This is a genomic window from Shewanella sp. VK101, from assembly GCF_056497865.1.
Genome location: NZ_CM151402.1, coordinates 3,203,749 through 3,225,675, shown reverse-complemented (window position 1 = coordinate 3,225,675; position 21,927 = coordinate 3,203,749). Strand labels below are relative to the sequence as shown.

Sequence of the window (21,927 nt, the reverse complement as noted above, 5' to 3'; positions counted from 1 at the left end):
TGCGAACCACGCCTTGCATCCAAGCCTGTAAGCCGACGCAGAGCACGCATGGGACTTGTTCGCACCTTCCCTAAGCCTTGTCGACAATTCTCTGATGCAGGTTATTCCACTGCTCGGGAAATTTCCCGTCCAACATATAGACAAAGGCTATCAATTCGGCGATTAGTTGATAGAGCTCCTTGGGGATCTCTTCCCCCAGTTCCAACATCTGCAGAAAGTCACTCAGGTAAGGGTCTTGATGTATATGAACCCCGGCCTCTTGTGCTAACGCAATGATCTCTTCTGCAAGCAGATCCTGGCCCTTGGCCGTTATCTTGGGCGCAGTTTTGCCATCATAACTCAGGGCCACTGCCTGACGAGGTTTGGCTTGCTTGTCGTTTGAATCCATGGACATAGTCTTTCCTCAGGCTTTCAGTTGCACCAGATAGTGATCGCCGGGCAACAGGGTGGCCGGCACAGGGGCAACGTGGGCGTTCAATTCATTGGGAGTGAGTCCTAACTGAACCAGCTTTTGTGACAAGGGGGGCAGGAAGTTGCTGACCCTGCTGATCAGCGCCTGGGTGCTGCCGATAAACTGCAGGTCGACCTTGGTATCCTTCACCTGCGCCTTGACGAGCAAGGAGCCCATTCCCAGATTAAACTTGAGTTGCAACTGCCAGGCCTTGTCTTTGTCTGCGTCCTTATCCTGATTGTTGTGTTCGAATTTGCCTTCCAACTGTTCGTTTCTTTGGTTGAGATAGTAGGGCAGCATGAAATACCAGCATTGGCCACTATTGTCTGTATTGGCTTGCTGGTATAGGGCGACAGCCTGGGACATCTGCTGCAGCGCGTCCAGAGTGCCGCTCTTCTCCAGTGAAGCTAACTGATGAGTTTGCAGGCCAGACCGGCTCTGAAGTCCTTCCAGGTATTGCTTCAGGCGTTGCGGAACACTCAGGTTTTGGTTACCAGCCCTAACGCCAAGCAACAGCTGAAACAAGGTGGTAATGGCACTGGCTTGAGTTGAAGGCTGGGATTGCGTTTGCTGACCGGTCAGTTGCAACCCTGTGAGCCCAAGCAGTTCACTTCGAAGTTGGGACGGCTCTGTCAGCTCGCTCAGGGGCACAGGCGACAGTGCCGGCAATTGCTTGAGCAGTTCAGCGGCCAGGTTATGTTTGACCTCCAGTGTCATAGCCTCAGCCCTTGGCATGGCGCCGGCCTTATTGAAGGCGCGCTGGAGAAAGTTCAGCTCGGGCGCTTTGGCCGTTTCGCCGGCAACTTTATTGGATGCACTTGTGCCAACAGGCTTATCTGCATTGGCTTGAGCCGCCTGCTGAAGTACTTGGCTACTGAATTTATCTGTCCCCGGCAGCGGGGCATTTTTCGGTTGCTGCAACTGGGCATTATCAACTGTTTGTGTTGACTGAGATAAGACAGAAGCTGGCAACTTGCTGCCGCTGGCAACTGTTTGAGACAAGCCTGCTTTGAGATCAACCGCCGTTTCCCTCAATGGTGCTGATTCCCCTTTACTTTGGGTTTGCTGCGCTTGGGATTGGGGTTGCTGCTCAAGGAGTTTTATCAACCTGGCGTAGGTTTGGGCGACTTCCGGCTTGGTTATCAGTTGCTCACTTTCCTGTGTTGGGGCAGCGGGTTGCAGATTTGCTACTGGCGTCAGTTTTACTTCCAATCTGGCATTGATGGGGCTTAATTGCAGCTGTAGCCCATGATTGTTGCTGACAACTTTGGCAACGTATTCTCCGGCAGGTAGTTGTAACTGCGGTGGGAAGGCTATGCTTGTACCATTGGCAAAACGCATTTCACCCTGGGAAACAGTCAACATGGGTAAGGGATAACCTTGTGGCCTGGCTGCCAACTGCTGCAGTGCTGTTTGACTGATGCCATTTTTGGCTGCCAGCTGCATCAAAGCGTCCGGCAGTTTTATCTGGACTTCACCGGCCAGCAACAGCAATTGGGCTGTTTTGCCCTGAACGATTTCCGGTAAGGGGCGAGTCAGCTCCAGCAGTGTAGTATTGGCCTGATGCAACAGGGCTTTGGCTTGAGCGTTGGACTCTTGATTAGCAAGCTGCAATTGATACTGTGCATTTTGCAGTTGTAGTCTGAGCTCGCTACCCACATCGACTGTGGTTACCGGAAGCAGAGGGATGGATGCATTTGCTTGAGGAGTTGGGCTTGACCCTGAGGGGGGGATTGTACCATTCACTGGATCCATTGTTGCAAACCCCACTCCTCAAGTTGCTTTATCTGTAGGCAATCGTAAATTTAAATTTGATCTATTTCCACAGCGAAGTATCCTTATCCGTCCAAATCGACATTAGACAGAAATTTGACTGTCGCCATAGGTATACTCAGGTTATCGGCCTATGGTAATCAAAGCTTTAACTGTTTTTCGGTTGGATTACAGCGGTACTTTTACAAAGAGAGCAATATGAAGTTTAAATGGATTCTGATGGTTATGGCTGCCCTGAGTGCGCATTCGGCAGTGGCTGCAGGGAGTGGCGAAAGCAACAATACACAGGATGTGCGCATCAGTTATAACGACCCGCGAGATCCGATAGAAGGGTTCAACCGTGTCATGTGGGACTTCAACTATCTGTATCTGGATAGATTTCTCTATCGTCCGGTTGCTCATGGTTACAACGACTATGTGCCTATGCCGGTCAAGTCAGGTCTCAACAATTTTGTTCTCAACCTGGAAGAGCCCCACAGCTTGGTCAACAACACATTGCAGGGCAAGTGGGGTTGGGCCTTGAATGCCGGTGGCCGTTTTACCGTTAACTCGACAGTGGGTTTGCTTGGTTTGATTGACGTCGCCGATATGATGGGGATGCCCCGTAAACAAGATGACTTCAACGAAGTGCTCGGTTACTACGGAGTGCCCAATGGTCCTTACTTTATGGCGCCATTCTTCGGCCCCTACGTCACCCGTGAACTCGCTTCAGATTGGGTGGATGGTCTATACTTTCCATTGTCAGAATTAACTATGTGGCAGTCAGTTATCAAGTGGGGCCTGAAGAATCTCCACGCCCGTTCTGTTGCCATAGATCAAGAAAGATTAGTAGACAACGCGCTCGATCCATACACTTTTGTTAAAGACGCTTATATACAGCACATGGACTATAAGGTGTACGATGGCAATGTGCCTTCGAATGAGGACGAAGACGAGTTGCTTGATGAATATATGCAGGAACTGGAGTAACCCACCATCTGTTTGCTTACCCGCAGGTGGTTGATACGGTCACTCGTTACCGGCGATTGAAACCTGCGGGGAATTGACCATGGCGCTGAACAGTCTCAATGTACTGCTGGTTGAGGATGATCCCGTCTTTCGCAATATCGTTGCCGCCTTTCTTACCGGGAGAGGCGCTAATGTTGTTGAAGCCGAGGATGGTGAACAAGGACTGCATAGCTTTAAAAGCCAAAAGTATGATGTGGTTGTAGCCGATCTCTCCATGCCCAGAATGGGGGGATTGGAAATGCTTAAAGCCATGTCGCGTATCAACCCTGCCATTCCTTCCATTGTGATTTCCGGAAACCAGGTTATGGCCGATGTTGTCGAGGCGCTGCGGATTGGTGCCAGTGACTATCTGGTTAAACCCGTATCGGATCTCTACAGCATAGAGCACGCCATTAATCAGTGTCTTACGGCTCCTGAGCAGGAACAAAATACTCTTAATCGAGATGTGGAAGAGCTCTCCTTTATGGAGTTGAACGAAAACCTGGCACTGCTGGAGCAAAACGCTGAAGCGGCCAGGTGTGTACAGCAACAGCTATTCCCCGCAAGCCGTATTGAATATCCCAAGGCCAGGTTGGACTATAGCTTGTTCAAACATGAGCAGGTAAGCCCTTACTTCATCGACTCGGCTATGGTTGGGAATAACCACCTCATCATGTACATGGCCCACTTTCACCCGGAAGACAACAGGGCCGCCTTTGCCAGCGTGTTGATGCGCAGTTTCGTCAATCAAAAGCTGAAACTGAATCGCAACGGTGTCAGTTCTGTGGTGATAGAACCTTTCAATATGCTCAGCTATTTGAATGATCGTTTGGTCAAGTCGGGGCTGGATCTCTATTGCGATATGATTTACATCGCGATTGAGCTTGATAGTTATCGGGCGGCTATTGCCCAGGCGGGCAGGGGGCTGAGATGCTACATTCGTAACCAGGATGGTCTTACACCTCTGGCGTTGGCAGATTCACTGCAGCTGGGGTTATTGGAGTGGGGCAAGCCGACGACTCAGTTCCGGAGTTTAATGCCAGGTGAAAGGCTCTGCATTGTTACCAGTGAGGCAGAGCACAGACAGCTGCTTCAGCAAGATAAATTCCTGGGGCTGACTTTTAACCCTAAAACACCTCAAGGTGGATTCCTGCAACTGGCCTTTTAATGGCCTTAATGCCTACTAGGTATTTCTCTGGCCTCCGTTTAAAGTCGTTTTTGAATGGAGAGCCGATGCTTGTCTCACTACTTTTAGTTTTGTCTCGACATTGTAAGAGTGCCATTTTTCATAGTGAGAGAAAGCACCTTCTGGTTTTCAAACTGAGGCTTAATTGGCTTGAACTTAAAACTGTGAAAAATTCCAATAAAAAAGGCTGCAGATTTTGCAGCCTTCTTTGTATATATCAGAATTAGCGTTTAATGGCTTCGTGCTCGCCGGTTACAGCCATTTCCTGTTCCAGAGCTTCTTCTTCAGAATGATCATGGATTTTGCTTTCAGCGCCGTGCATCCAGTCAACCAGCTTGTCAGCCATGAAATAAAGGATCACACCGGAAATAGCTGCGGTGATGGCAATGCCGGAGAAGATAGACATGGCGTTGGCCAGCTGTTCTTCTTTCTCGCCACCGTGGCCGATAAAAGAACCAACATAACCTGCTGTTAAGTTGGCGATAAAAATAAAGCAGAACCAAAAGCCCATTAATAGTGACATGATACGCAAAGGGGCCAGCTTGGTTACCATAGACAGGCCAATAGGGGATAGACAAAGCTCACCCATGGTGTGGAAGAAGTAGGCACCAACCAGCCACCACATGCTGGATTTGGCTGAGGCGTCGCCACCCATTTCCAGTACGGCACCAATCATAAACAGGAAGCCGATAGCCAACAGAACCAGACCAAGGGCAAATTTCACCGGTGAGTTAGGCTCCTTATTACCCAGACGGATCCAGATAGACGCAATAACCGGGGCAAAAACCACAATGAAAATGGCGTTCAGCGACTGGAAGTAGGTTGTCGGCACTTCCCAGGCACCGATAAAGCGGTCGGTAAACTCATTGGTGAATAGGTTCATCAAGCCACCGGCCTGTTCAAAACCCGCCCAGAAGATGATGGTAAACAGACCCATCACCATGATCACTTTAATGCGGTCACGTTCGACTTTAGTTAGTGGTTCTTTTCTTACTTCTCCACGCTCGGCAGCACGTTGTTTTTCAATCTTTGCCGCAGGTACTGTACCTATATCACCTAAAAGCTTCTGAGCAAAAAGGAACTGGATGAGCAGAGATATCAGCATACCAACACCGGCACAGAAGAAGCCGGCTTGCCAGTTATTGACAGTAATTTCAACACCATCGATGACTTCTTTATGGCCAAAGTTGGTATAGGCCCAGGCAACGACAAAACCAGAAAGCGCCGCGCCTAAGTTGATACCCATGTAGAAGATAGTAAAGGCGCCATCGCGACGATGATCACCTTCTTCATACAGATCGCCCACCATAGTTGAAATGTTAGGCTTAAACAGACCGTTACCTATGATGAGAGTGCCAAGACCAGCATAAAATACTATGGTTTCTATTCCCGGTACCCAGCTGTGCGGTGCCGCCAAGGTGAACTGGCCTACGGCCATCAAGGCACCACCGATATAAATCGCTTTACGTTGACCGAGAATGTTATCTGCTAACCATCCGCCTAAAAGTGGTGTCAGATAGACTAAACCTGTAAACCAAGCATAGAGTTTCAGAGCGTCGGCTTGACTCCAGCCCAAACCCCCGGCGCCTTGGGTCCTTACTTGATCAACCAGATACAGTACCAGAATGGCTCGCATCGCATAATAACTGAATCGTTCCCAAAGCTCTGTTGTAAACAGCAGGAACAATCCCTTGGGATGCCCGAGCATCGTCCCCTTGGGTTTTGCTAAGCTCATGAAGTCTTCCACCTTAAATTGTTAATTGGCCGTGTGACAAAAGTCGACACAGAAAGCGATTGTTTTTATCCCAGCTGTATTGCCGTTAACATCACACTGTTTTGTAAAGTGTTATGGGCATATCTTTTAATGCGCTGTGATTGAGGCTTTGGTTTTCTGTATTGTAATTTGTTCATCAAAAGCAACAAAGCCCACCCTATATACTCTGGATTCAACAACAAAGTCAATTTTAGGCCCCCGAGGCGGCTGCTTTGTGAACAATTGTTAGGCTAGTAGTGGTCGGAGCTGTCCTGGAATAGTTCACAATTTCAATTAGACTAAAGTGGGGTAAAGGCGCGGTCTGAAATTCGCTTTCAATCGCAAACTCATGTCTGATATGATTGCCCGCTGTGATAGGACGTCACCCGACGGAAACCAAGTAGTGAGAACACCATGAAGGCCTGGTACCTTTTGTACTGTAAACCTCGCAGCGAAGTGAGGGCACAACAGAATCTAACGCTCCAAGAGCTGGAGACTTATTTGCCGATGGTGCGGAGCGAAAAAAAAGAGAAAAACAAGACTGTCGTTCGTAAGCAACCTCTGTTCCCCAACTATATATTCATCAAGTTTGATCCTGAGCAGACCAGTGTTCGTCAGCTCAGATCTACTCGTGGTGTTGCTGATTTAGTCAACTGCCGCGAGAAACTACTGCCAATAGATGAACAACTGATCATTCAGCTTAAACAACGTGAATTGGCTACGCCTTTGATCACAGAAAAGCCCCTGCAGTCTGGTGATAAAATACAGTTCACCGAAGGGCCATTCGCAGACTTTGACGGAATTTTCGCAGAGAAGTGTGGTGATACCCGCTGCAAGGTATTGTTCACCTTCCTTGGCCAGCATAAGAGCATCACCGTTGAACAAAGTGCAATCAGAGCCGTATGTGCGTAATCAGCCATCTGGTATGTGAGATATTTGCCGTTGTTACACAAATCCAACGTTTGTTGATCTTGAAACCGGATTTCGTTTTATATGGAAATCAATTTGTTATGGATTCTGGTTGAGCAAGCCATTCCTGTTTTAGAATACAAATTGAATAATTACTCAGCGCTCTGAGAGTTGGGCATTTTTCGATCTGTGTCACACCTTGGTGTGGGGTATAATCCCCGGTTAAAGTAAGAACCGGTACAGGGTAGGAATGTTATTTTATTTGAATGGCATTCCTAACTTACTAAAAAATATAAATTTTTGCATTGCAAAGGGCAGTTTGGAGGCCGAAATCCATGGGCGGTAGCGTGTCTGAAAGACAAGAATATGAATAGTTTCATATTCTTAGTGAACGCCGAAGCCCTCTGGGCGCCACGCGGATCGGTAGCGTGTCTGAAAGACAAGAATATGAATAGTTTCATATTTTTAGTGAACGCCGAAGCCCTCTGGGCGCCACGCGGATCGATAGCGTGTCTGAAAGACAAGAATATGAACAATTTCATATTCTTAGTGAACGCCGAAGCCGTCTGGGCGCCACGCGGAACGGTTGTGTCTGAAAGCTATCAGTATGGACAATTTCCATACTCTCCAGCTGGCAACAAGTCCTATCTAATTACCAATGCTTGATATACAGAATCCACTTTTGGGGAACATTGACCTGAGATGAAGGCCTGGTTGGGGGAGTTACTACACCCGAACCGGTTTTTATTGTTGTAGCAAGGTTCATTTGATTTTTAGTGTTACTCACCATTACGGAGACAACTGGTGTTACAGAAAACCAAAAAACTCATCATAGCGAGTATAGGAGCACTGGCTTTGCTTGGCTCGCAAGCTCAGGCAATTACGCCATCTCCTCAGATGATTGAACAATTCAAAAATTTGCCTCGTGCTGAGCAGGAAAGGTTAGCCAAACAGTATGGTATTGATCCCGCCATGCTTAGAGGTAGCAGTAACAGCGGCAGTCAGAAACTGGAAAACCCACAGTTGGTTTACCCCAGAGGACAGCAGAATTTTCAAGGTAATGAGCAGGAAAATTGGCAATATCAGAATGGCCAAGGGCGAGAGGCGAATAATCGCCGCGGTCAAGATAAGCACAGCTTGGATTTTACCGCTGCGGCAGACAAGGCTGAGCTAGAACGATTTGGCTATTCCCTGTTTGAAGGTGAGCCTAGCACTTTTGCCCCCGTTTCAGATGTACCTGTTCCCAGTGAATACCTTATGGGGCCTGGAGACACTCTGAATGTACAACTCTTCGGTAAAGATAATCGGGAGTTTACTCTTACTGTTAACCGTGACGGTACAGTGCAATTCCCTGAGCTTGGCCCAATTAGTGTGGCGGGTTTGAGCTTTGCGGAAACCAAAGACACGCTGCAAAAGCGCATCAAGCATCAGATGATAGGCATTGAATCCAATATCACCATGGGAGAGTTGCGTTCTATCCGTATCTTTGTGGCCGGTGATGCCTATAAACCAGGCTCTTATACTGTATCCAGTCTGTCAACCATGACACAGGCGCTGTTTGTCTCCGGCGGCGTCAACGAAATTGGTTCATTACGTAAAGTGCAACTCAAGCGTGGCGGTAAGCTGGTTGGTACTCTTGACCTCTATGATTTATTGATGCGCGGCGATGCCTCCGGCGATATGCGTCTGCAATCTGGTGATGTGGTTTTCATTCCTCCAGTAGGTGGCCTGGTCAGCGTGGCCGGTGAAGTTCGCCGTCCGGCAATTTATGAGCTCAAAGGGGGAGAAACCCTTGGCGATGTCGTTAATATGGCTGCCGGGGCTAAACCGGGTTCCTATCCTAAAGGCAGTGTGGTTGAACGTTACAATGACCAGGGGCTTAAGTCGCTGCTCACGGTTGATTTGACGTCTGCTAAAGGGCAAAAAACGCTTGCCAAGGCCGGTGATGTTATTCGGGTTAAAGGCACCTCGGGCCAATATGATAATGCAATTACCTTGGTTGGTGCTGTGGTTCGGCCAGGGAAATATCAATGGCATGAAGGCTTAAAAGTCAACGACATCCTCAAGTCTATTTGGTCCGATTTACAAATTTCAGCAGATCTAGATTACGCCATCCTGCTTCGTGAAGTAGATGATTATGGCAATATTGAGGTCTATCAATTCGCACCTGGTAAAGCAATAGTGCATCAGGACGCCGGTGAGAACCTGGCACTACAGCCAAGAGATAAGTTGATCATCTTTAACTTTAGCGATGACAGCATCAACAGATATGAGCTGAACAAGCTGGTTAAAGAAAGAGTTGCTAAAGTCACTTCGCTTACCGGCGATTCGTTGCTGGGTTCTGATCTGTTCAAGGCGGGTTTCAACGACCTGCAAAACAAGCGCCTCAACAAGCGTACTGAACTAGCCGGCGTCGTAGTTAATGATGGAGCGACCGGTGATACAGAATTAGAAGAAGCACAAAAGGCTGAACAGGCAGCTGTTACAGCAGAAGTGAGCAAGATGCTTACCAATCTTTTTGATGATAGAGATCTGGTTAAGTACAGCTACATGATGAACCGCAGTGAACTCTTGTACCCGGTTATCAGCAAACTTAACGCCCAGGCTCGTGCCGGCAGCAGTGTTAAGATAGTCGCTGTCAGCGGCCAAGTGCGCCACGAAGGAATGTATCCTTTAAGTGTCAATGCATCTGTCAGCTCTTTAATTGAAGCCGCTGGCGGCCTAAAGGAAGGTGCATACACAGCCAGAGCTGAGTTAACCCGCACGATTACAGATGCTACTGGTTCATCAATAGTGCATAAGACTGTAGATCTGACTTCGGCTCTACAAGGTAACAAAGCAGCTGATCTGGCTCTCGAAGGGCGGGATATTTTGACAGTGATGACTACGCCTGATTGGCAGGAACATCAAACTGTTGAAATACGCGGTGAAGTGAAGTTCCCTGGCGTATACAACATCCGCCGCGGCGAAACACTGCAGGATGTTATTCAACGAGCTGGCGGCTTTACTGAATACGCTTATCTTCCATCAGCCGTGTTTGTGCGTGAGTCTGTTCGCAAACAAGAGCAGATGGAAATTAAAAAACTGGCCGATCAACTTCGGCGTGATATTGCCACTCGAGGCGTTTCCAAAGATGGCAATGTGGTCAACTATGCAGATGCTCAGTTGATGCTTAAAGATCTTGAAGGCATTAAAGCTGTTGGCCGACTGGTTGTTGACTTACCTGCTATCTCCGTGGGCATTACCCAAGCCGACCTTCAGCTCGAAGATCAAGATATTCTCTATGTGCCTTCAACCAAACAGACCATAGCTGTTATGGGAGAAGTTCAACATGCATCGACCCACAGATATAAGGAAGGTCTCACGTTAGACCAGTATCTGAATATGTCTGGCGGAGCCCGTAAGCGTGCCGACGAAGATAGAACTTATGTGATTAAAGCAGATGGTTCTGTGATGATGCCGAAGCGCTCCATGTGGTTTAGCAGTGAAGATAATCTGCAACCAGGAGATACCATCATAGTTCCGCTGGACACTGAGTATAAGGATAATCTGACGCTCTGGAGTCAAGTCACCCAGATCATTTACAACACGGCTGTGGCAGTAGCGACAATTTCAGGGTTGTAATTTTTAATAACAAACTTGTTCTAGAGCCGTGATTTCAGGCTCTAGAACAAAATTAATACAGTATAAAAATAGACATAAATATGACCTCACAAATTACTCCTCAACAGCATCCGGATGCACAGTTCGCTGTGAACACGATGAGAGATGACGAAATAGATCTCCGTGAGCTCTTTTCGGTAATCTGGCAAGGGAAATGGTTAATTGCCGGAGTCACTCTGGTATTTGCCGTTGCTTCTGTAGCTATCGCACTTATGCTGCCGAATATCTATAAATCGGAAGCTCTATTGGCGCCAGCATCTGAAGAACAGGGGGCTGGTGGGTTAGCCGGGCTTGCTTCTCAGTTTGGTGGTCTTGCCAGTATGGCTGGAATCAACTTAGGTGGTAAAGGCGGCACCGATAAGACGCAACTGGCTATTGAAGTACTCAAGTCAAGGCAATTTATTGGTGATTTTATTGAAAAACACCAAATACTGCCTGAGCTAATGGCGGTCGATAAGTGGAATATGACAGATAATGCCCTCTCTTTTGAGCCGGACATTTACAATAGTCAAAGTAAAACTTGGGTTCGGAAAGTTAATCCTCCATTTCAACCTAAACCTTCACTTCAAGAAGCTCATAAAAAATTCTTAAAAATTTTCAATGTGAATAAAGACAAAGAAAGCGGGATGGTAACTATTTCAATAGAACACCAATCGCCCTTTGTTGCTAAACAATGGGTAGATTGGTTAGTTGCAGATATTAACCTAACCATGAAACAGCGGGACGTAGCCGAAGCAACCCGTAGTACTGAATTTCTAAATAAACAGATTGAACTAACCAATGTTGCCGATATTCGAGCCATTCTCTACAAGCTGGTAGAAGAACAGGCTAAAACTATAATGTTCGCCGAGGTGCGGGATGAATATGTGTTCAAAACAATCGATCCAGCTTTTATCCCCGAAGAAAAGGCTAAGCCAAAGCGAGCGTTAATTTGTGTGCTAGGTACCATGTTAGGCGGTATGTTGGCCGTGATGATGGTTCTAATCAGACATTTTTTTAGAAAAGACTCTGAAATATAGCTAGAAAATGCGAAGGGTATATTGGGACTACTGCTGTTAAACAAAAAAACAGAAAAACGGTAAAACCTAGTATCCTCAAGAGATGACGAAGATTCGATGGTCATAAAATGGATAAAAAGTATCTCAGCTAGGTTTAAAAGGCTGAGGTTGTAAAATTGTAATCTAGTAACTTAATTCTAGGTAGAAGGTAATAAAAAGGTCCGATGTAATGACAAAAAAGAAAGTGCTTACCGTTTTTGGTACCCGGCCAGAAGCAATCAAAATGGCCCCTCTAGTTCATGCCTTAGCATCCGATGACCGTTTTGAAGCAAAGTGTTGTGTAACTGCCCAACACAGGGAAATGCTAGATCAAGTACTTGAATTATTCGACATAACACCGGATTACGATCTTGATCTGATGAAAGCCGGTCAGACACTTAATGATGTCACTGCTGGTATTATTCAAAAGTTAAAACCTGTGCTTCAAGAATTTAAGCCAGATGTCGTGCTTGTGCATGGTGATACAGCAACGACGTTTGCTGCGAGTCTTGCTGCATACTATGAACAAATAGCAGTTGGGCATGTAGAGGCAGGCCTTCGTACTGGTAATATATATTCTCCCTGGCCAGAAGAAGCAAACCGCCGTTTGACGGGAGTATTGACTACGTACCATTTTGCGCCGACAGAAACTTCGAAGAAAAATCTTCTCAAAGAGAACTTTGAGCCAAGCAATATTACAGTAACAGGTAATACTGTAATTGATGCGTTATTGATGGTGAAAGATAAAATTGATTCAGATACAGATCTCAAAAGTACAATAGCGGAACAGTTCCCTTTCTTAGATGAAAACAAAAAGCTGATCTTAGTCACCGGCCATCGTAGAGAAAGTTTTGGTGGTGGATTTGAACGTATTTGTGAAGCGCTCTCGACGGTTGCTAGAGCGCATCCTGAAGTACAAATCTTATATCCAATGCACTTGAACCCTAATGTTAGAGAACCTGTAAATCGTATTCTAGGTGATGTTGATAACATTTTATTGGTTGAACCTCAGCAATATCTTCCTTTCATTTATCTGATGGATAGGGCGCATATCATTCTTACGGATTCTGGCGGTATTCAAGAAGAAGCACCATCTCTAGGTAAACCTGTTTTAGTAATGCGGGATACTACAGAACGCCCAGAAGCTGTTGAGGCAGGGACTGTTAAGTTAGTTGGTACTAATGTTAACCAAATAGTATCCAATCTAGATGAGCTTCTGTGTGATGCAGATGCATACCAAAAAATGAGCTATGCACATAACCCTTATGGTGACGGTAAAGCATGCCAAAGAATTTTAGAAGAATTAGTTAAATAAGAATTTAGGAAAGAAAATGTCATTCGAAACGATTTCAGTCATTGGACTTGGTTATATCGGTCTTCCTACTGCAGCAATGTTTGCCTCCCGCAAAAAGAAAGTTATTGGTGTTGATGTTAACCAACATGCTGTAGATACAATCAATCAGGGAAAAATTCATATCGTAGAACCTGATTTAGATATAATTGTGCATTCAGCTGTTACAGATGGATACCTGAAAGCGGTTACTACAGCCGAACCTGCAGATGCGTTCCTTATTGCGGTTCCTACGCCTTTTAAACCGTGCAAAGAAGCTGAGGTTCCTGAGCCTGACTTAAGTTATATTCAATCTGCTTGTAATGGAATTGCACCAGTATTAAAAAAGGGTGATTTAGTTATTTTAGAATCTACATCCCCTGTTGGTGCGACAGAGCAAGTTGCAGAATGGTTGGCTACTGCTCGTCCTGATTTATCTTTTCCACAAAACGCAGGTAATGAAGCTGACGTAAACATAGCTCATTGCCCCGAACGTGTTTTACCTGGCCAAGTGGTTCGTGAGCTTGTTGATAATGACCGTGTAATTGGCGGCATGACGGCTAAATGCTCTGAGCGAGCAATTGAATTGTACAAAACTTTTGTAGAAGGTGAGTGCGTAGTTACTAATGCTCGTACTGCTGAAATGGCAAAGCTAACAGAAAATTCATGTCGCGACGTACAAATAGCTTTTGCTAATGAACTTTCTATTATCTGCGATAAGCTGGATATCAATGTTTGGGAGCTTATATCTCTTGCCAACCGTCATCCACGTATAAATATCCTCCAGCCAGGCCCTGGTGTAGGTGGGCACTGTATAGCCGTTGACCCTTGGTTTATAGTCAGTAAAACGCCTGACGAAGCAAAAATTATTCACACCGCCCGCCAAGTCAATGATGCAAAGCCAGAGTGGGTAATTAATAAAGTTAAGATTGCGATCGCTGATTTTTTACAAGCCAATCCTGGAAAAAGCGTTGAAGATGTAACAATTGCTTGCTTTGGCCTTGCATTCAAACCGGATATTGATGATTTGCGTGAAAGCCCTGCAATGGCAATTACGCGAAAAATCGCGCAAATGCACAAGGGTAAAGTGATAGCGGTAGAACCTAATATAAATGCCCTCGATAGTGAAACATTTGAATTAGTAAACTTAGAGGACGCTCAAAGAAAGACTGATATCGCAGTCCTGTTGGTTGATCACAAAGAATTCAAATTAATCGAAAAACCACAAGTAAGCTTTATTGTTGATACAAAGGGAGTTTGGTAGTGAAGATCCTCGTAACAGGTGGGGCTGGTTTTATTGGTTCAGCGGTGATTCGGCACATAATTGAGTCTACACAAGACTCGGTTATAAATGTTGACAAGTTGACCTATGCAGGAAACCTGGAGTCATTATCCATTATTGATAAGTCAGAACGGTATGTCTTTGAAAAAGTTGATATTTGTAACTCCGAAGAGCTAGAGAGGGTCTTTGAGACACATAAGCCTGATGCGGTGATGCATTTGGCTGCAGAGTCTCATGTCGATCGTTCAATTGATGGTCCTTCAGAATTTATGCAAACCAATATTATTGGTACATATAACCTCTTGGAAGCTTCCCGCAAATATTGGTCTTCGCTTGATGAGATAGATAAAAAAGCATTTAGATTTCACCATATCTCGACTGACGAAGTTTATGGTGACCTTGAAGGTACGGAAGATTTGTTCACCGAGACAACACCATATACACCTAGCTCTCCTTACTCAGCATCCAAAGCGTCAAGCGATCACTTAGTTCGGGCTTGGAGTCGCACATATGGCATGCCGACCCTTGTAACCAATTGCTCCAATAACTATGGGCCATATCATTTTCCTGAAAAATTGATTCCTCATATGATCTTAAATGCCTTGGATGGCAAGCCATTACCAATTTATGGAGATGGGCAGCAAATCCGAGATTGGCTTTTTGTTGAAGATCATGCCAAAGCACTGCACCTTGTGGTGACAAAGGGGGAAATCGGGGAGACATACAACATTGGTGGCCATAATGAGAAAGCCAATATTGAAGTTGTACATACGATATGTAACTTGCTCGAAGAACTTGTGCCTATTAAGCCACTAGGTGTTGAAAAGTATGCCGATCTCATTACCTTCGTGAAGGATCGGCCAGGTCATGATGTTCGCTATGCCATCGATGCTAGTAAAATAGAACGTGAGCTCGGTTGGACTCCTGACGAGAGCTTTGAAACAGGTATTCGTAAAACCGTTGAATGGTACTTAGATAATAAAAACTGGTGGCAGCGAGTTTTAGATGGCAGCTACAGCCTTGAGCGAATTGGTGGGAAAGTATAATGAAAGGAATTATATTAGCTGGAGGTTCAGGAACGCGCCTTTACCCTATTACCATGGGAGTCTCCAAGCAGCTTTTGCCAGTCTATGACAAACCAATGATTTACTATCCTTTGTCAGTATTAATGCTCGCTGGCATTCGCGAAGTTTTAATAATTACTACACCTGAAGATACCGATTCTTTTAAACGATTGCTTGGTGATGGCTCCCAGTTTGGTATTGCTCTTGATTACGCTGTTCAACCCAGTCCAGATGGCCTGGCTCAAGCTTTTATTATTGGCGAAGGGTTTATCGGTGATGACGACGTCTGCTTGGTTCTAGGTGACAACATTTTTTATGGTCAGTCGTTTTCTCAAACTCTTATAAGTGCAGTAGATAAAGTTAAAACCAAGAAAGAAGCAGTAGTTTTTGGCTATCAAGTTAAAGATCCAGAACGCTTTGGTGTTGTGGAATTTAATGAGGATAAAAAAGCGTTATCAATTGAAGAAAAACCGAAGTCACCAAAGTCGGACTATGCAGTGACGGGCCTTTACTTCTATACAAATGACGTTATTCAGCATGCTAAAAATGTGAAACCCTCTGAAAGAGGTGAGCTTGAAATTACATCTATAAATCAGATGTATTTAGAAGAAGATAAATTAAATGTGGAGCTATTGGGGCGGGGGTTTGCTTGGTTAGACACGGGTACTCACGCGAGCTTACATGAAGCTTCTTCTTTTGTTCAAACTATTGAAAATGTTCAAGGCCTTAAAGTTGCTTGCTTAGAAGAAATTGCCTGGAGAAATGGTTGGTTAAGTAACTCTGATATTAGCCGACTAGCAAAGCCTATGTTGAAAAATGATTATGGGCAGTATTTGAATAACTTGATAAGTACTGACAGGTAACTTAATGCATATTTTTGTTTTTGGCTCTAATGGTCAGATTGGCAGCGCTCTTGTATCCCTGTTAGAACAGCAGACAGAGTTTACATTTGATGCTTTTAACCGCCAGCAATGCGATGTAACTGATGAACAGAAGGTTAGAGAGTTAGTGCTTGCGAGACGGCCTGACATAATCATTAACGCGACAGCATATACCGCAGTTGATAAAGCAGAAGATGAGCCCGAAAAAGCTTTTTTGGTGAATGAAAAAGGCGCGTTATGCTTGGCCCTAGTCTCGAAAGAAGTTAATGCACTTCTTCTCCATATATCAACTGATTATGTATTCGATGGTGAGTCAGAGGGAGAATATAAAGAGAGTGATATCGAAAGTCCATGCAGTGTATATGGAGACTCTAAACTTGCCGGAGAAAGGGCAATATCAGGTGTGTGGAGTAAGCATATTACTTTACGTACAGCTTGGGTTTTCGGTGAGCATGGTCAAAACTTCGTAAAAACTATGCTGCGCCTAGCTGAAAATAGAGACGAACTCGGCATCGTTAATGATCAGTTTGGTGGTCCTACTTATGCAGGTGATATCGCAGCTGCGTTAGTGCGTCTTGCCCATCTATATTCGAAGAAAGAGCTGGATTTATATGGAATTTACCACTTTAGTGGTCAGCCATTTGTTAGTTGGTTTGAATTTGCCGAAGAAATTTTTAATAAAGCACTAGAACACAAGGTGCTAGAGGCAAAACCAGTTTTGAATAAGCTAACTTCCGCTCAATTTCCAACAAAAGCTAAAAGACCAAAGAACTCTCGTTTGTCATTGCAAAAAATTGGTAGGGATTTTTCAATCAGCCCTAGTAATTGGCAAAAAGCTCTCGATAATATTGCCTTATATAAGTAACGAATATGAAACTAATTCAGACAAAAGTACCCGATGTTGTAATTATTGAACCTACAGTGTTCGGAGATGAACGTGGCTGGTTTATGGAAAGCTTTAATGAAAATAAATTTCATCAGGAGCTTGAGAAACTAGGATTACCAACCCCACGAAAGTTTGTGCAAGACAACCACTCCATGTCCAAACAGGGTATATTGAGAGGGTTGCATTACCAAACAGAAAATACCCAAGGAAAATTGGTGCGAGTGGTTTCTGGTGAAGTGTTTGATGTGGCTGTGGACATTCGCAAAGATTCACCAACATTTGGTCAATGGGTTGGAGTTGTCTTATCTGCTGAGAATAAGCGGCAGTTATGGGTTCCTGAGGGGTTTGCTCATGGTTTTTATGTGATGTCAGAAAAAGCTGAGTTTTTATATAAAACAACAGATTATTATGCCCCTGAATTTGAGGAAAGTTTGGATTGGGCTGATAGTAAGCTGGCCATAGATTGGCCAATCACAAGAACCCCAGAACTTTCTAAGAAAGATATAGAAGCCAAGTCTTGGGCTGAATGTAAATTTTTATGAGTAAATATTTTGGCCTGCTAAATACGCTCTTTTTTAGAGGGGCTGGGGCGTTATTCAGTGTTTTGGCTATTTATCTCGTTCTTAATACTACAAATCAAAAAAACGCATCAGAATACTTTGTAGTGCTAAATGTTATAACTTTTTTAACTATGATTTGCTCTTTAGGTTTTGGTTCATTTTTAACTAGAGTGATATCAATATCAAAGTCAAAAATAGATGTTAAGAGATATAGCATAGGTGTTTTTTATCGAGCCGCTAGCTTTTTACTGTTATTTTTCTTTTTATATTACCTAGCAAAGGATGAGGTAGCTGAATATTTTGACAAACCTGTTATAAGTCAATTTTATATTTATATAGCTGTTTGTGTGGCTGTTTGGGCTTTTTTGCAGGTTTATAGTGGTGCTTTAGTTGGATTTGGGAGGGCGAATCTAGCCGCAGTTGTACAAAATATGCTGCCTTATGTTTTTATAATTATCGTATGCTCCATTGGTTACTTCTATGGTGTGGAGTTGACTACAGAAATTACATTGTCACTTTTAATTTTAGGTATCTTAATAGGTCTTATTAGTTCGATAGCTATAATAATGAAAGCTACTAAAGAGCTTCCAGAAGGTGAAAATAAAGATGTAGATTTTAAAGGAATTAGTCATTATACGTATGCACATATAACTCAATACCTTCTTTTTTCAGGTGTGTCATTTATAAATATGCGACATATTTCCAACCTAGATGTAGCTGCCGTGTATTCAATGCAGAAAGTTATTGGCGTTCTAACACTTCTGCTAATAGTAATAAATATGGTCGCTTCTCCTTATTTTGCTAGATTTTGGAGTGAGAATAAGTTGGATAGGTTGAAAGAAGTCGTGACTTTTTACTCTCGAGTTTCATTTTATTTCAGTTTGCCTTTGTTTTTTATCTTTGTTTTTTTTGCAAAAGAGGTTTTAAGCTTTTTCTCTGCGAGTTTTGTTTCATATGTTTATGAGTTTAGGGTTTTGCTCGTAGGAGTTTTTTGCTCTGTTTTATTTGGTCCAGTGACAGTTATACTCCAAATGATAGGAAGGGCAAAAGTTGTTTCTCAAATTAATTTCTACTTAGTCTTTCCTATTTTGTTAGGGTCATATTTTCTTACTCAAGAGTATAGTGTTATGGGGCTATGCTTTTCAATTTCATTTTTATTTTTCATTCAGAATTTTATTCTTGTTTTATATGTTAGGAGGACGTTGGGCTACTTCCCAATACTAGGACGTTAATTATGATAAGTGTATGTATGGCAACCTATAATGGTGAAAGTTATATTGAAGAGCAGTTGAACTCTATTCTAGAACAGTTAGGTGAGTTTGATGAGGTTGTTATATGTGATGACTGCTCGAGTGATAATACTATAAATGTAATTAATTCAATTGGTGACTCTAGGGTTAAGGTTTTTAGTAATGAAGAAAATCTAGGCTATATACGAAATTTTATTAAGTCTATCACCTTGGCTAAAGGGGAAGTTGTTTTTCTTGCCGATCAGGATGATATATGGATAAAAGGAAGGCTGGCTTTAATGCTCAAAGAGCTTGAAGTTAGTGGTAAAATGGTTGTTGTTGGAAACTATGATTGCTTTAACCAGTTGGATAGTGAGATCTTTAAACCAAATATAAGCCTTTCATCCAAAAGCAATGGGAGTTACCTTAAAAATATTCTTACTATGTTTAAAGGTGGAATCCCATATTTTGGCTGCTGTATGGCTTTCACCAAAGATTTTAAGGAAATTTTTTTAAATAAGTGCTCTTATGAAATTAGCCATGACATAATGATAGCCCTTATAGGAAATAGATTTGGGTGTATTCACCATATCGAAAGACCTGTTCTTTTGAGAAGGGTTCATAGTTTGAACGTAACTAACTCGAATAGGCCTTTACGTGATAAATTAATGACGCGATTGAAGTGGCTTAGCTTTATTTTACGAGTTTAGATATGAAACCATACTTGCTCATCCTATGCTTATTGTCAGTTATTATAGATACAAAATTAACATACCTTATTGTTTTTATTGTTCTATTATTTAATGCGCCAAAGGTTTTAATTAAAGCGAGGAAGGGAAGCTTTCATAACAAAGAGGCTGTTTTTGTTTTCTTTTTGCCTTTTTTAGTATTTCTTAGTTGGCTTTATGGAGGGCTAGTTGGTCTTCTCAATGGAAACGAACCAGCTTATGTATTGAGTAACTTTTTTGGATTGGCTGTTTACTTGTTGTTTTACACTTTTTGGGTTGCTAGTTATAAAGAACAAGATCTTAGTGAGGTTTATAATTGGCTGTCCCTTCTTGTTGTTGTATTAATTCTATTCAATGTTTACCTTTTCTTCGCTAAAGGATTTACTGTTGGTGAAGGTGATAGCTTATCATCGGGAAGAATTTATATGACATCCACGATGATGTATTTATATGTGCCTATAGCTTTAATTTTATTTAAAGTTAGGTATGGCTATTCTTATATTAAAGGTAGCAATACCAAGCTAGTATTTTATTTCTCAATTATTAGCTTCTGCTTTATAGTTCCGGCTCTATCTAAAGGGTTTATTCTTCTTTATGCGGTAGCTCTTTTGGCGTTTTTATCTTCGTTTTACTTTAGGAAGGTTGGGGTTAGCGGGGTGCTCTTTAATGTCTCTTTACTTTTTATGATTTTTATGTGTGTATTTTCTTTCTTTCAAAGTCAATACCTTGAAGTGTTGCAGGCAACATTTGGGTCAAGCAATGCCAGTAATAATCTGAGAAATGAGCAATTTCATTATCTTGTTAATGAGCTGACAATACATGGCTCAGGGCTTGGGGCTACCTTGGAATCTGGTTATAAACGTGATGAGACCGGTTATGGGTTTGAGCTGACTTATATTAACCTTGTTCATAAATTAGGTGTTTTTGCTTTGTTCATCTTTTTGACTCAGTTTTATACGGTTTTGAAAGGAGTTCAGTACCTCTTCTCTGGTGATAAGCTTTTTGGAGTGCTTGTTTTAAGTGCTATGGCATATCTTATTCCAGGTGCGGCTAACCCAATGTTACTTTCTCCAAATTTTGTTGCTATTCATTGCTTAGTGTTAGCTTTGATTTTTAATCGAGTAAACAAAAAACCATTAATAGGTAGGTAATTAAGCTATGTTATTTCTTGGCGATGTCGCCCATCCGTTTAGTGAAAAGCCCAAATGGCCGGAACAGTTAAAAGTCGGTAATCCTGTAGTAGTTAATTTGGAAGGGCCTATCCCAACAAAAGGCTGTACACCTGCACTGCATGAAGGGATTCTGTTCAATCACTCTTCCGTATTGGAAGAGTTGGAAGAATGCAATGTAGTTGCTGTTTGTTTAGCAAATAATCATATCACCGATATCGCCGGTGGTGTTGATTCAACTTTGAGCTACTTAAGTAGCAAAGAAATTTTGGGATTTGGTGCTGTGGTTAGTAAAGCACTCGATGTTGTGCCTAAGCCTGTTACTTATGGCGGTTTTGAATACGTCTTTTTAGGTTTTGGGTGGGAAGTTATTCAGTGTAAAGGCTATGGTAATAAGAAAGAAGGCGTGGTTCCTTTCAATAAATCCAGTGTTATTACTAAAGTTTGTGAGGCTAGATCTCTGTATCCAAATGCGAAAATAATTTGTAATTTTCACTGGAATTATGAACTTGAGTTATACCCTCAGCCCGCACACAGAGAATTGGCAATGCTAGCCGTTGATAATGGCGCTGACTTAATTATCGGCCACCATCCTCATATTGTTGGAGGAATCGAGTTATACAAAAATGTGCCGATAGTATACAGCCTTGGTAACTGGTGGTTGCCTCAGGGGGTGTTTTTTGACGGGAAAATTAAGTATCCAGAAGAGAGTTATCAGCAACTGGCGTTTGAATTTAGGCTCGATGGAAATCACCAATGTCATTGGTATAACTATCATCCCGAAATGCACGATTTAAACTATGAATTTGTAGAAAATTTGGCAAATTCTCAGCGAGTTGAAGCGCTAACCCCTTTTTCAGGTATGAACAGCCAAGAGTATTATGCTTGGTTTAAGGTTAATAGAAAAAAGAGCATAGCTCTCCCAATTTACAAGTCCATCGATTCAGTAATTACTAACAAGTTTAAAGATCTTTGGGTTCAAATTCGACATCCACTTATGATTTCAGCGAAAGCTATGATTTCTCTTTTTAGGAGGTGA

18 protein-coding genes are annotated in these 21,927 nt (G+C 43.2%); 15 read left to right on the top strand and 3 right to left on the bottom strand.

Features of this window, described 5'->3' with window-relative positions; translation table 11 throughout:
- Positions 1-70 precede the first annotated feature (70 nt).
- Together ACSHSR_RS14310 and ACSHSR_RS14305 are read right to left on the bottom strand one after the other, a co-directional pair.
- On the bottom strand, positions 71-388 hold the full coding sequence (locus ACSHSR_RS14310) for an EscU/YscU/HrcU family type III secretion system export apparatus switch protein (RefSeq protein ID WP_096141626.1): 318 nt from the start codon (positions 386-388) through the stop codon (positions 71-73).
- Between the two features lie 15 nt (positions 389-403).
- Entirely contained in the window at positions 404-2,206 is a 1,803-nt protein-coding gene (locus tag ACSHSR_RS14305) for a hypothetical protein (protein ID WP_479630871.1), read from the bottom strand.
- A 216-nt stretch (positions 2,207-2,422) separates the two neighbouring features.
- Between ACSHSR_RS14305 and ACSHSR_RS14300 the strand changes: the two genes are divergently transcribed.
- A complete protein-coding gene (locus ACSHSR_RS14300; protein WP_479630870.1) occupies positions 2,423-3,193 on the top strand; it encodes an MlaA family lipoprotein in 771 nt (256 codons plus the stop codon).
- Positions 3,194-3,272: 79 nt separating this feature from the next.
- Positions 3,273-4,379: a response regulator gene (locus ACSHSR_RS14295; protein ID WP_335903855.1), complete on the top strand. Its 1,107-nt coding sequence runs from the start codon at positions 3,273-3,275 to the stop codon at positions 4,377-4,379.
- 241 nt (positions 4,380-4,620) lie between these two features.
- Here the strand turns inward: ACSHSR_RS14295 and ACSHSR_RS14290 are convergent, their stop codons facing one another.
- Complete coding sequence (locus ACSHSR_RS14290; RefSeq protein WP_107006234.1) at positions 4,621-6,132, bottom strand: peptide MFS transporter; 1,512 nt, start codon at positions 6,130-6,132, stop codon at positions 4,621-4,623.
- A gap of 432 nt (positions 6,133-6,564) precedes the next feature.
- Here ACSHSR_RS14290 and rfaH point away from each other — a divergent pair, with 432 nt between their 5' ends.
- The 13 genes from rfaH (at position 6,565) to ACSHSR_RS14225 (ending at position 21,927) form a co-directional block, all read left to right on the top strand.
- Positions 6,565-7,062 (top strand): transcription/translation regulatory transformer protein RfaH, encoded by a 498-nt coding sequence (gene rfaH / locus ACSHSR_RS14285; protein ID WP_025011089.1) that lies wholly within the window; start codon positions 6,565-6,567, stop codon positions 7,060-7,062.
- 801 nt (positions 7,063-7,863) lie between these two features.
- Positions 7,864-10,683 (top strand): SLBB domain-containing protein, encoded by a 2,820-nt coding sequence (locus ACSHSR_RS14280; protein ID WP_274626098.1) that lies wholly within the window; start codon positions 7,864-7,866, stop codon positions 10,681-10,683.
- Positions 10,684-10,763: 80 nt separating this feature from the next.
- Positions 10,764-11,741, top strand: coding sequence for a Wzz/FepE/Etk N-terminal domain-containing protein (locus tag ACSHSR_RS14275; protein WP_274626099.1), 978 nt, complete (start codon positions 10,764-10,766; stop codon positions 11,739-11,741).
- 208 nt (positions 11,742-11,949) lie between these two features.
- The gene (gene wecB, locus ACSHSR_RS14270) at positions 11,950-13,074 is read left to right on the top strand and encodes a non-hydrolyzing UDP-N-acetylglucosamine 2-epimerase (protein WP_274626100.1); all 1,125 of its coding nucleotides are present in this window, start codon (positions 11,950-11,952) and stop codon (positions 13,072-13,074) included.
- A gap of 16 nt (positions 13,075-13,090) precedes the next feature.
- Positions 13,091-14,353, top strand: coding sequence for a UDP-N-acetyl-D-mannosamine dehydrogenase (gene wecC / locus ACSHSR_RS14265; RefSeq protein ID WP_342655931.1), 1,263 nt, complete (start codon positions 13,091-13,093; stop codon positions 14,351-14,353).
- Complete coding sequence (rfbB, locus tag ACSHSR_RS14260) at positions 14,353-15,417, top strand: dTDP-glucose 4,6-dehydratase (RefSeq protein ID WP_479630869.1); 1,065 nt, start codon at positions 14,353-14,355, stop codon at positions 15,415-15,417. The genes wecC and rfbB overlap by 1 nt, the downstream gene beginning before the upstream one ends.
- A complete protein-coding gene (gene rfbA, locus ACSHSR_RS14255; RefSeq protein WP_479630868.1) occupies positions 15,417-16,298 on the top strand; it encodes a glucose-1-phosphate thymidylyltransferase RfbA in 882 nt (293 codons plus the stop codon). Before rfbB ends, rfbA begins: the two co-directional genes overlap by 1 nt.
- A gap of 4 nt (positions 16,299-16,302) precedes the next feature.
- Entirely contained in the window at positions 16,303-17,181 is an 879-nt protein-coding gene (rfbD, locus tag ACSHSR_RS14250; protein ID WP_335916788.1) for a dTDP-4-dehydrorhamnose reductase, read from the top strand.
- Between the two features lie 5 nt (positions 17,182-17,186).
- On the top strand, positions 17,187-17,744 hold the full coding sequence (gene rfbC, locus ACSHSR_RS14245) for a dTDP-4-dehydrorhamnose 3,5-epimerase (RefSeq protein WP_342655928.1): 558 nt from the start codon (positions 17,187-17,189) through the stop codon (positions 17,742-17,744).
- Positions 17,741-18,994, top strand: coding sequence for a lipopolysaccharide biosynthesis protein (locus ACSHSR_RS14240; protein ID WP_479630867.1), 1,254 nt, complete (start codon positions 17,741-17,743; stop codon positions 18,992-18,994). The genes rfbC and ACSHSR_RS14240 overlap by 4 nt, the downstream gene beginning before the upstream one ends.
- 17 nt (positions 18,995-19,011) lie before the next feature.
- Complete coding sequence (locus ACSHSR_RS14235; protein WP_479630866.1) at positions 19,012-19,701, top strand: glycosyltransferase; 690 nt, start codon at positions 19,012-19,014, stop codon at positions 19,699-19,701.
- Between the two features lie 2 nt (positions 19,702-19,703).
- Positions 19,704-20,870, top strand: a complete 1,167-nt coding sequence (locus tag ACSHSR_RS14230; protein ID WP_342655925.1) for a hypothetical protein — start codon at positions 19,704-19,706, stop codon at positions 20,868-20,870.
- Between the two features lie 7 nt (positions 20,871-20,877).
- A complete protein-coding gene (locus ACSHSR_RS14225; RefSeq protein ID WP_479630865.1) occupies positions 20,878-21,927 on the top strand; it encodes a CapA family protein in 1,050 nt (349 codons plus the stop codon).

Coding starts and splice junctions, on each gene's coding strand:
- rfbA (WP_479630868.1), top strand. CDS start 15,417: ATGAAAGGAATTATATTAGCTGGAGGTTCAGGAACGCGCCTTTACCCT.
- ACSHSR_RS14240 (WP_479630867.1), top strand. CDS start 17,741: ATGAGTAAATATTTTGGCCTGCTAAATACGCTCTTTTTTAGAGGGGCT.
- wecC (WP_342655931.1), top strand. CDS start 13,091: ATGTCATTCGAAACGATTTCAGTCATTGGACTTGGTTATATCGGTCTT.
- ACSHSR_RS14275 (WP_274626099.1), top strand. CDS start 10,764: ATGACCTCACAAATTACTCCTCAACAGCATCCGGATGCACAGTTCGCT.
- ACSHSR_RS14290 (WP_107006234.1), bottom strand. CDS start 6,132: ATGAGCTTAGCAAAACCCAAGGGGACGATGCTCGGGCATCCCAAGGGA.
- ACSHSR_RS14235 (WP_479630866.1), top strand. CDS start 19,012: ATGGCAACCTATAATGGTGAAAGTTATATTGAAGAGCAGTTGAACTCT.
- wecB (WP_274626100.1), top strand. CDS start 11,950: ATGACAAAAAAGAAAGTGCTTACCGTTTTTGGTACCCGGCCAGAAGCA.
- ACSHSR_RS14310 (WP_096141626.1), bottom strand. CDS start 388: ATGGATTCAAACGACAAGCAAGCCAAACCTCGTCAGGCAGTGGCCCTG.
- rfbD (WP_335916788.1), top strand. CDS start 16,303: ATGCATATTTTTGTTTTTGGCTCTAATGGTCAGATTGGCAGCGCTCTT.
- ACSHSR_RS14300 (WP_479630870.1), top strand. CDS start 2,423: ATGAAGTTTAAATGGATTCTGATGGTTATGGCTGCCCTGAGTGCGCAT.
- ACSHSR_RS14305 (WP_479630871.1), bottom strand. CDS start 2,206: ATGGATCCAGTGAATGGTACAATCCCCCCCTCAGGGTCAAGCCCAACT.
- rfaH (WP_025011089.1), top strand. CDS start 6,565: ATGAAGGCCTGGTACCTTTTGTACTGTAAACCTCGCAGCGAAGTGAGG.
- ACSHSR_RS14225 (WP_479630865.1), top strand. CDS start 20,878: ATGTTATTTCTTGGCGATGTCGCCCATCCGTTTAGTGAAAAGCCCAAA.
- ACSHSR_RS14230 (WP_342655925.1), top strand. CDS start 19,704: ATGAAACCATACTTGCTCATCCTATGCTTATTGTCAGTTATTATAGAT.
- rfbC (WP_342655928.1), top strand. CDS start 17,187: ATGAAACTAATTCAGACAAAAGTACCCGATGTTGTAATTATTGAACCT.
- ACSHSR_RS14295 (WP_335903855.1), top strand. CDS start 3,273: ATGGCGCTGAACAGTCTCAATGTACTGCTGGTTGAGGATGATCCCGTC.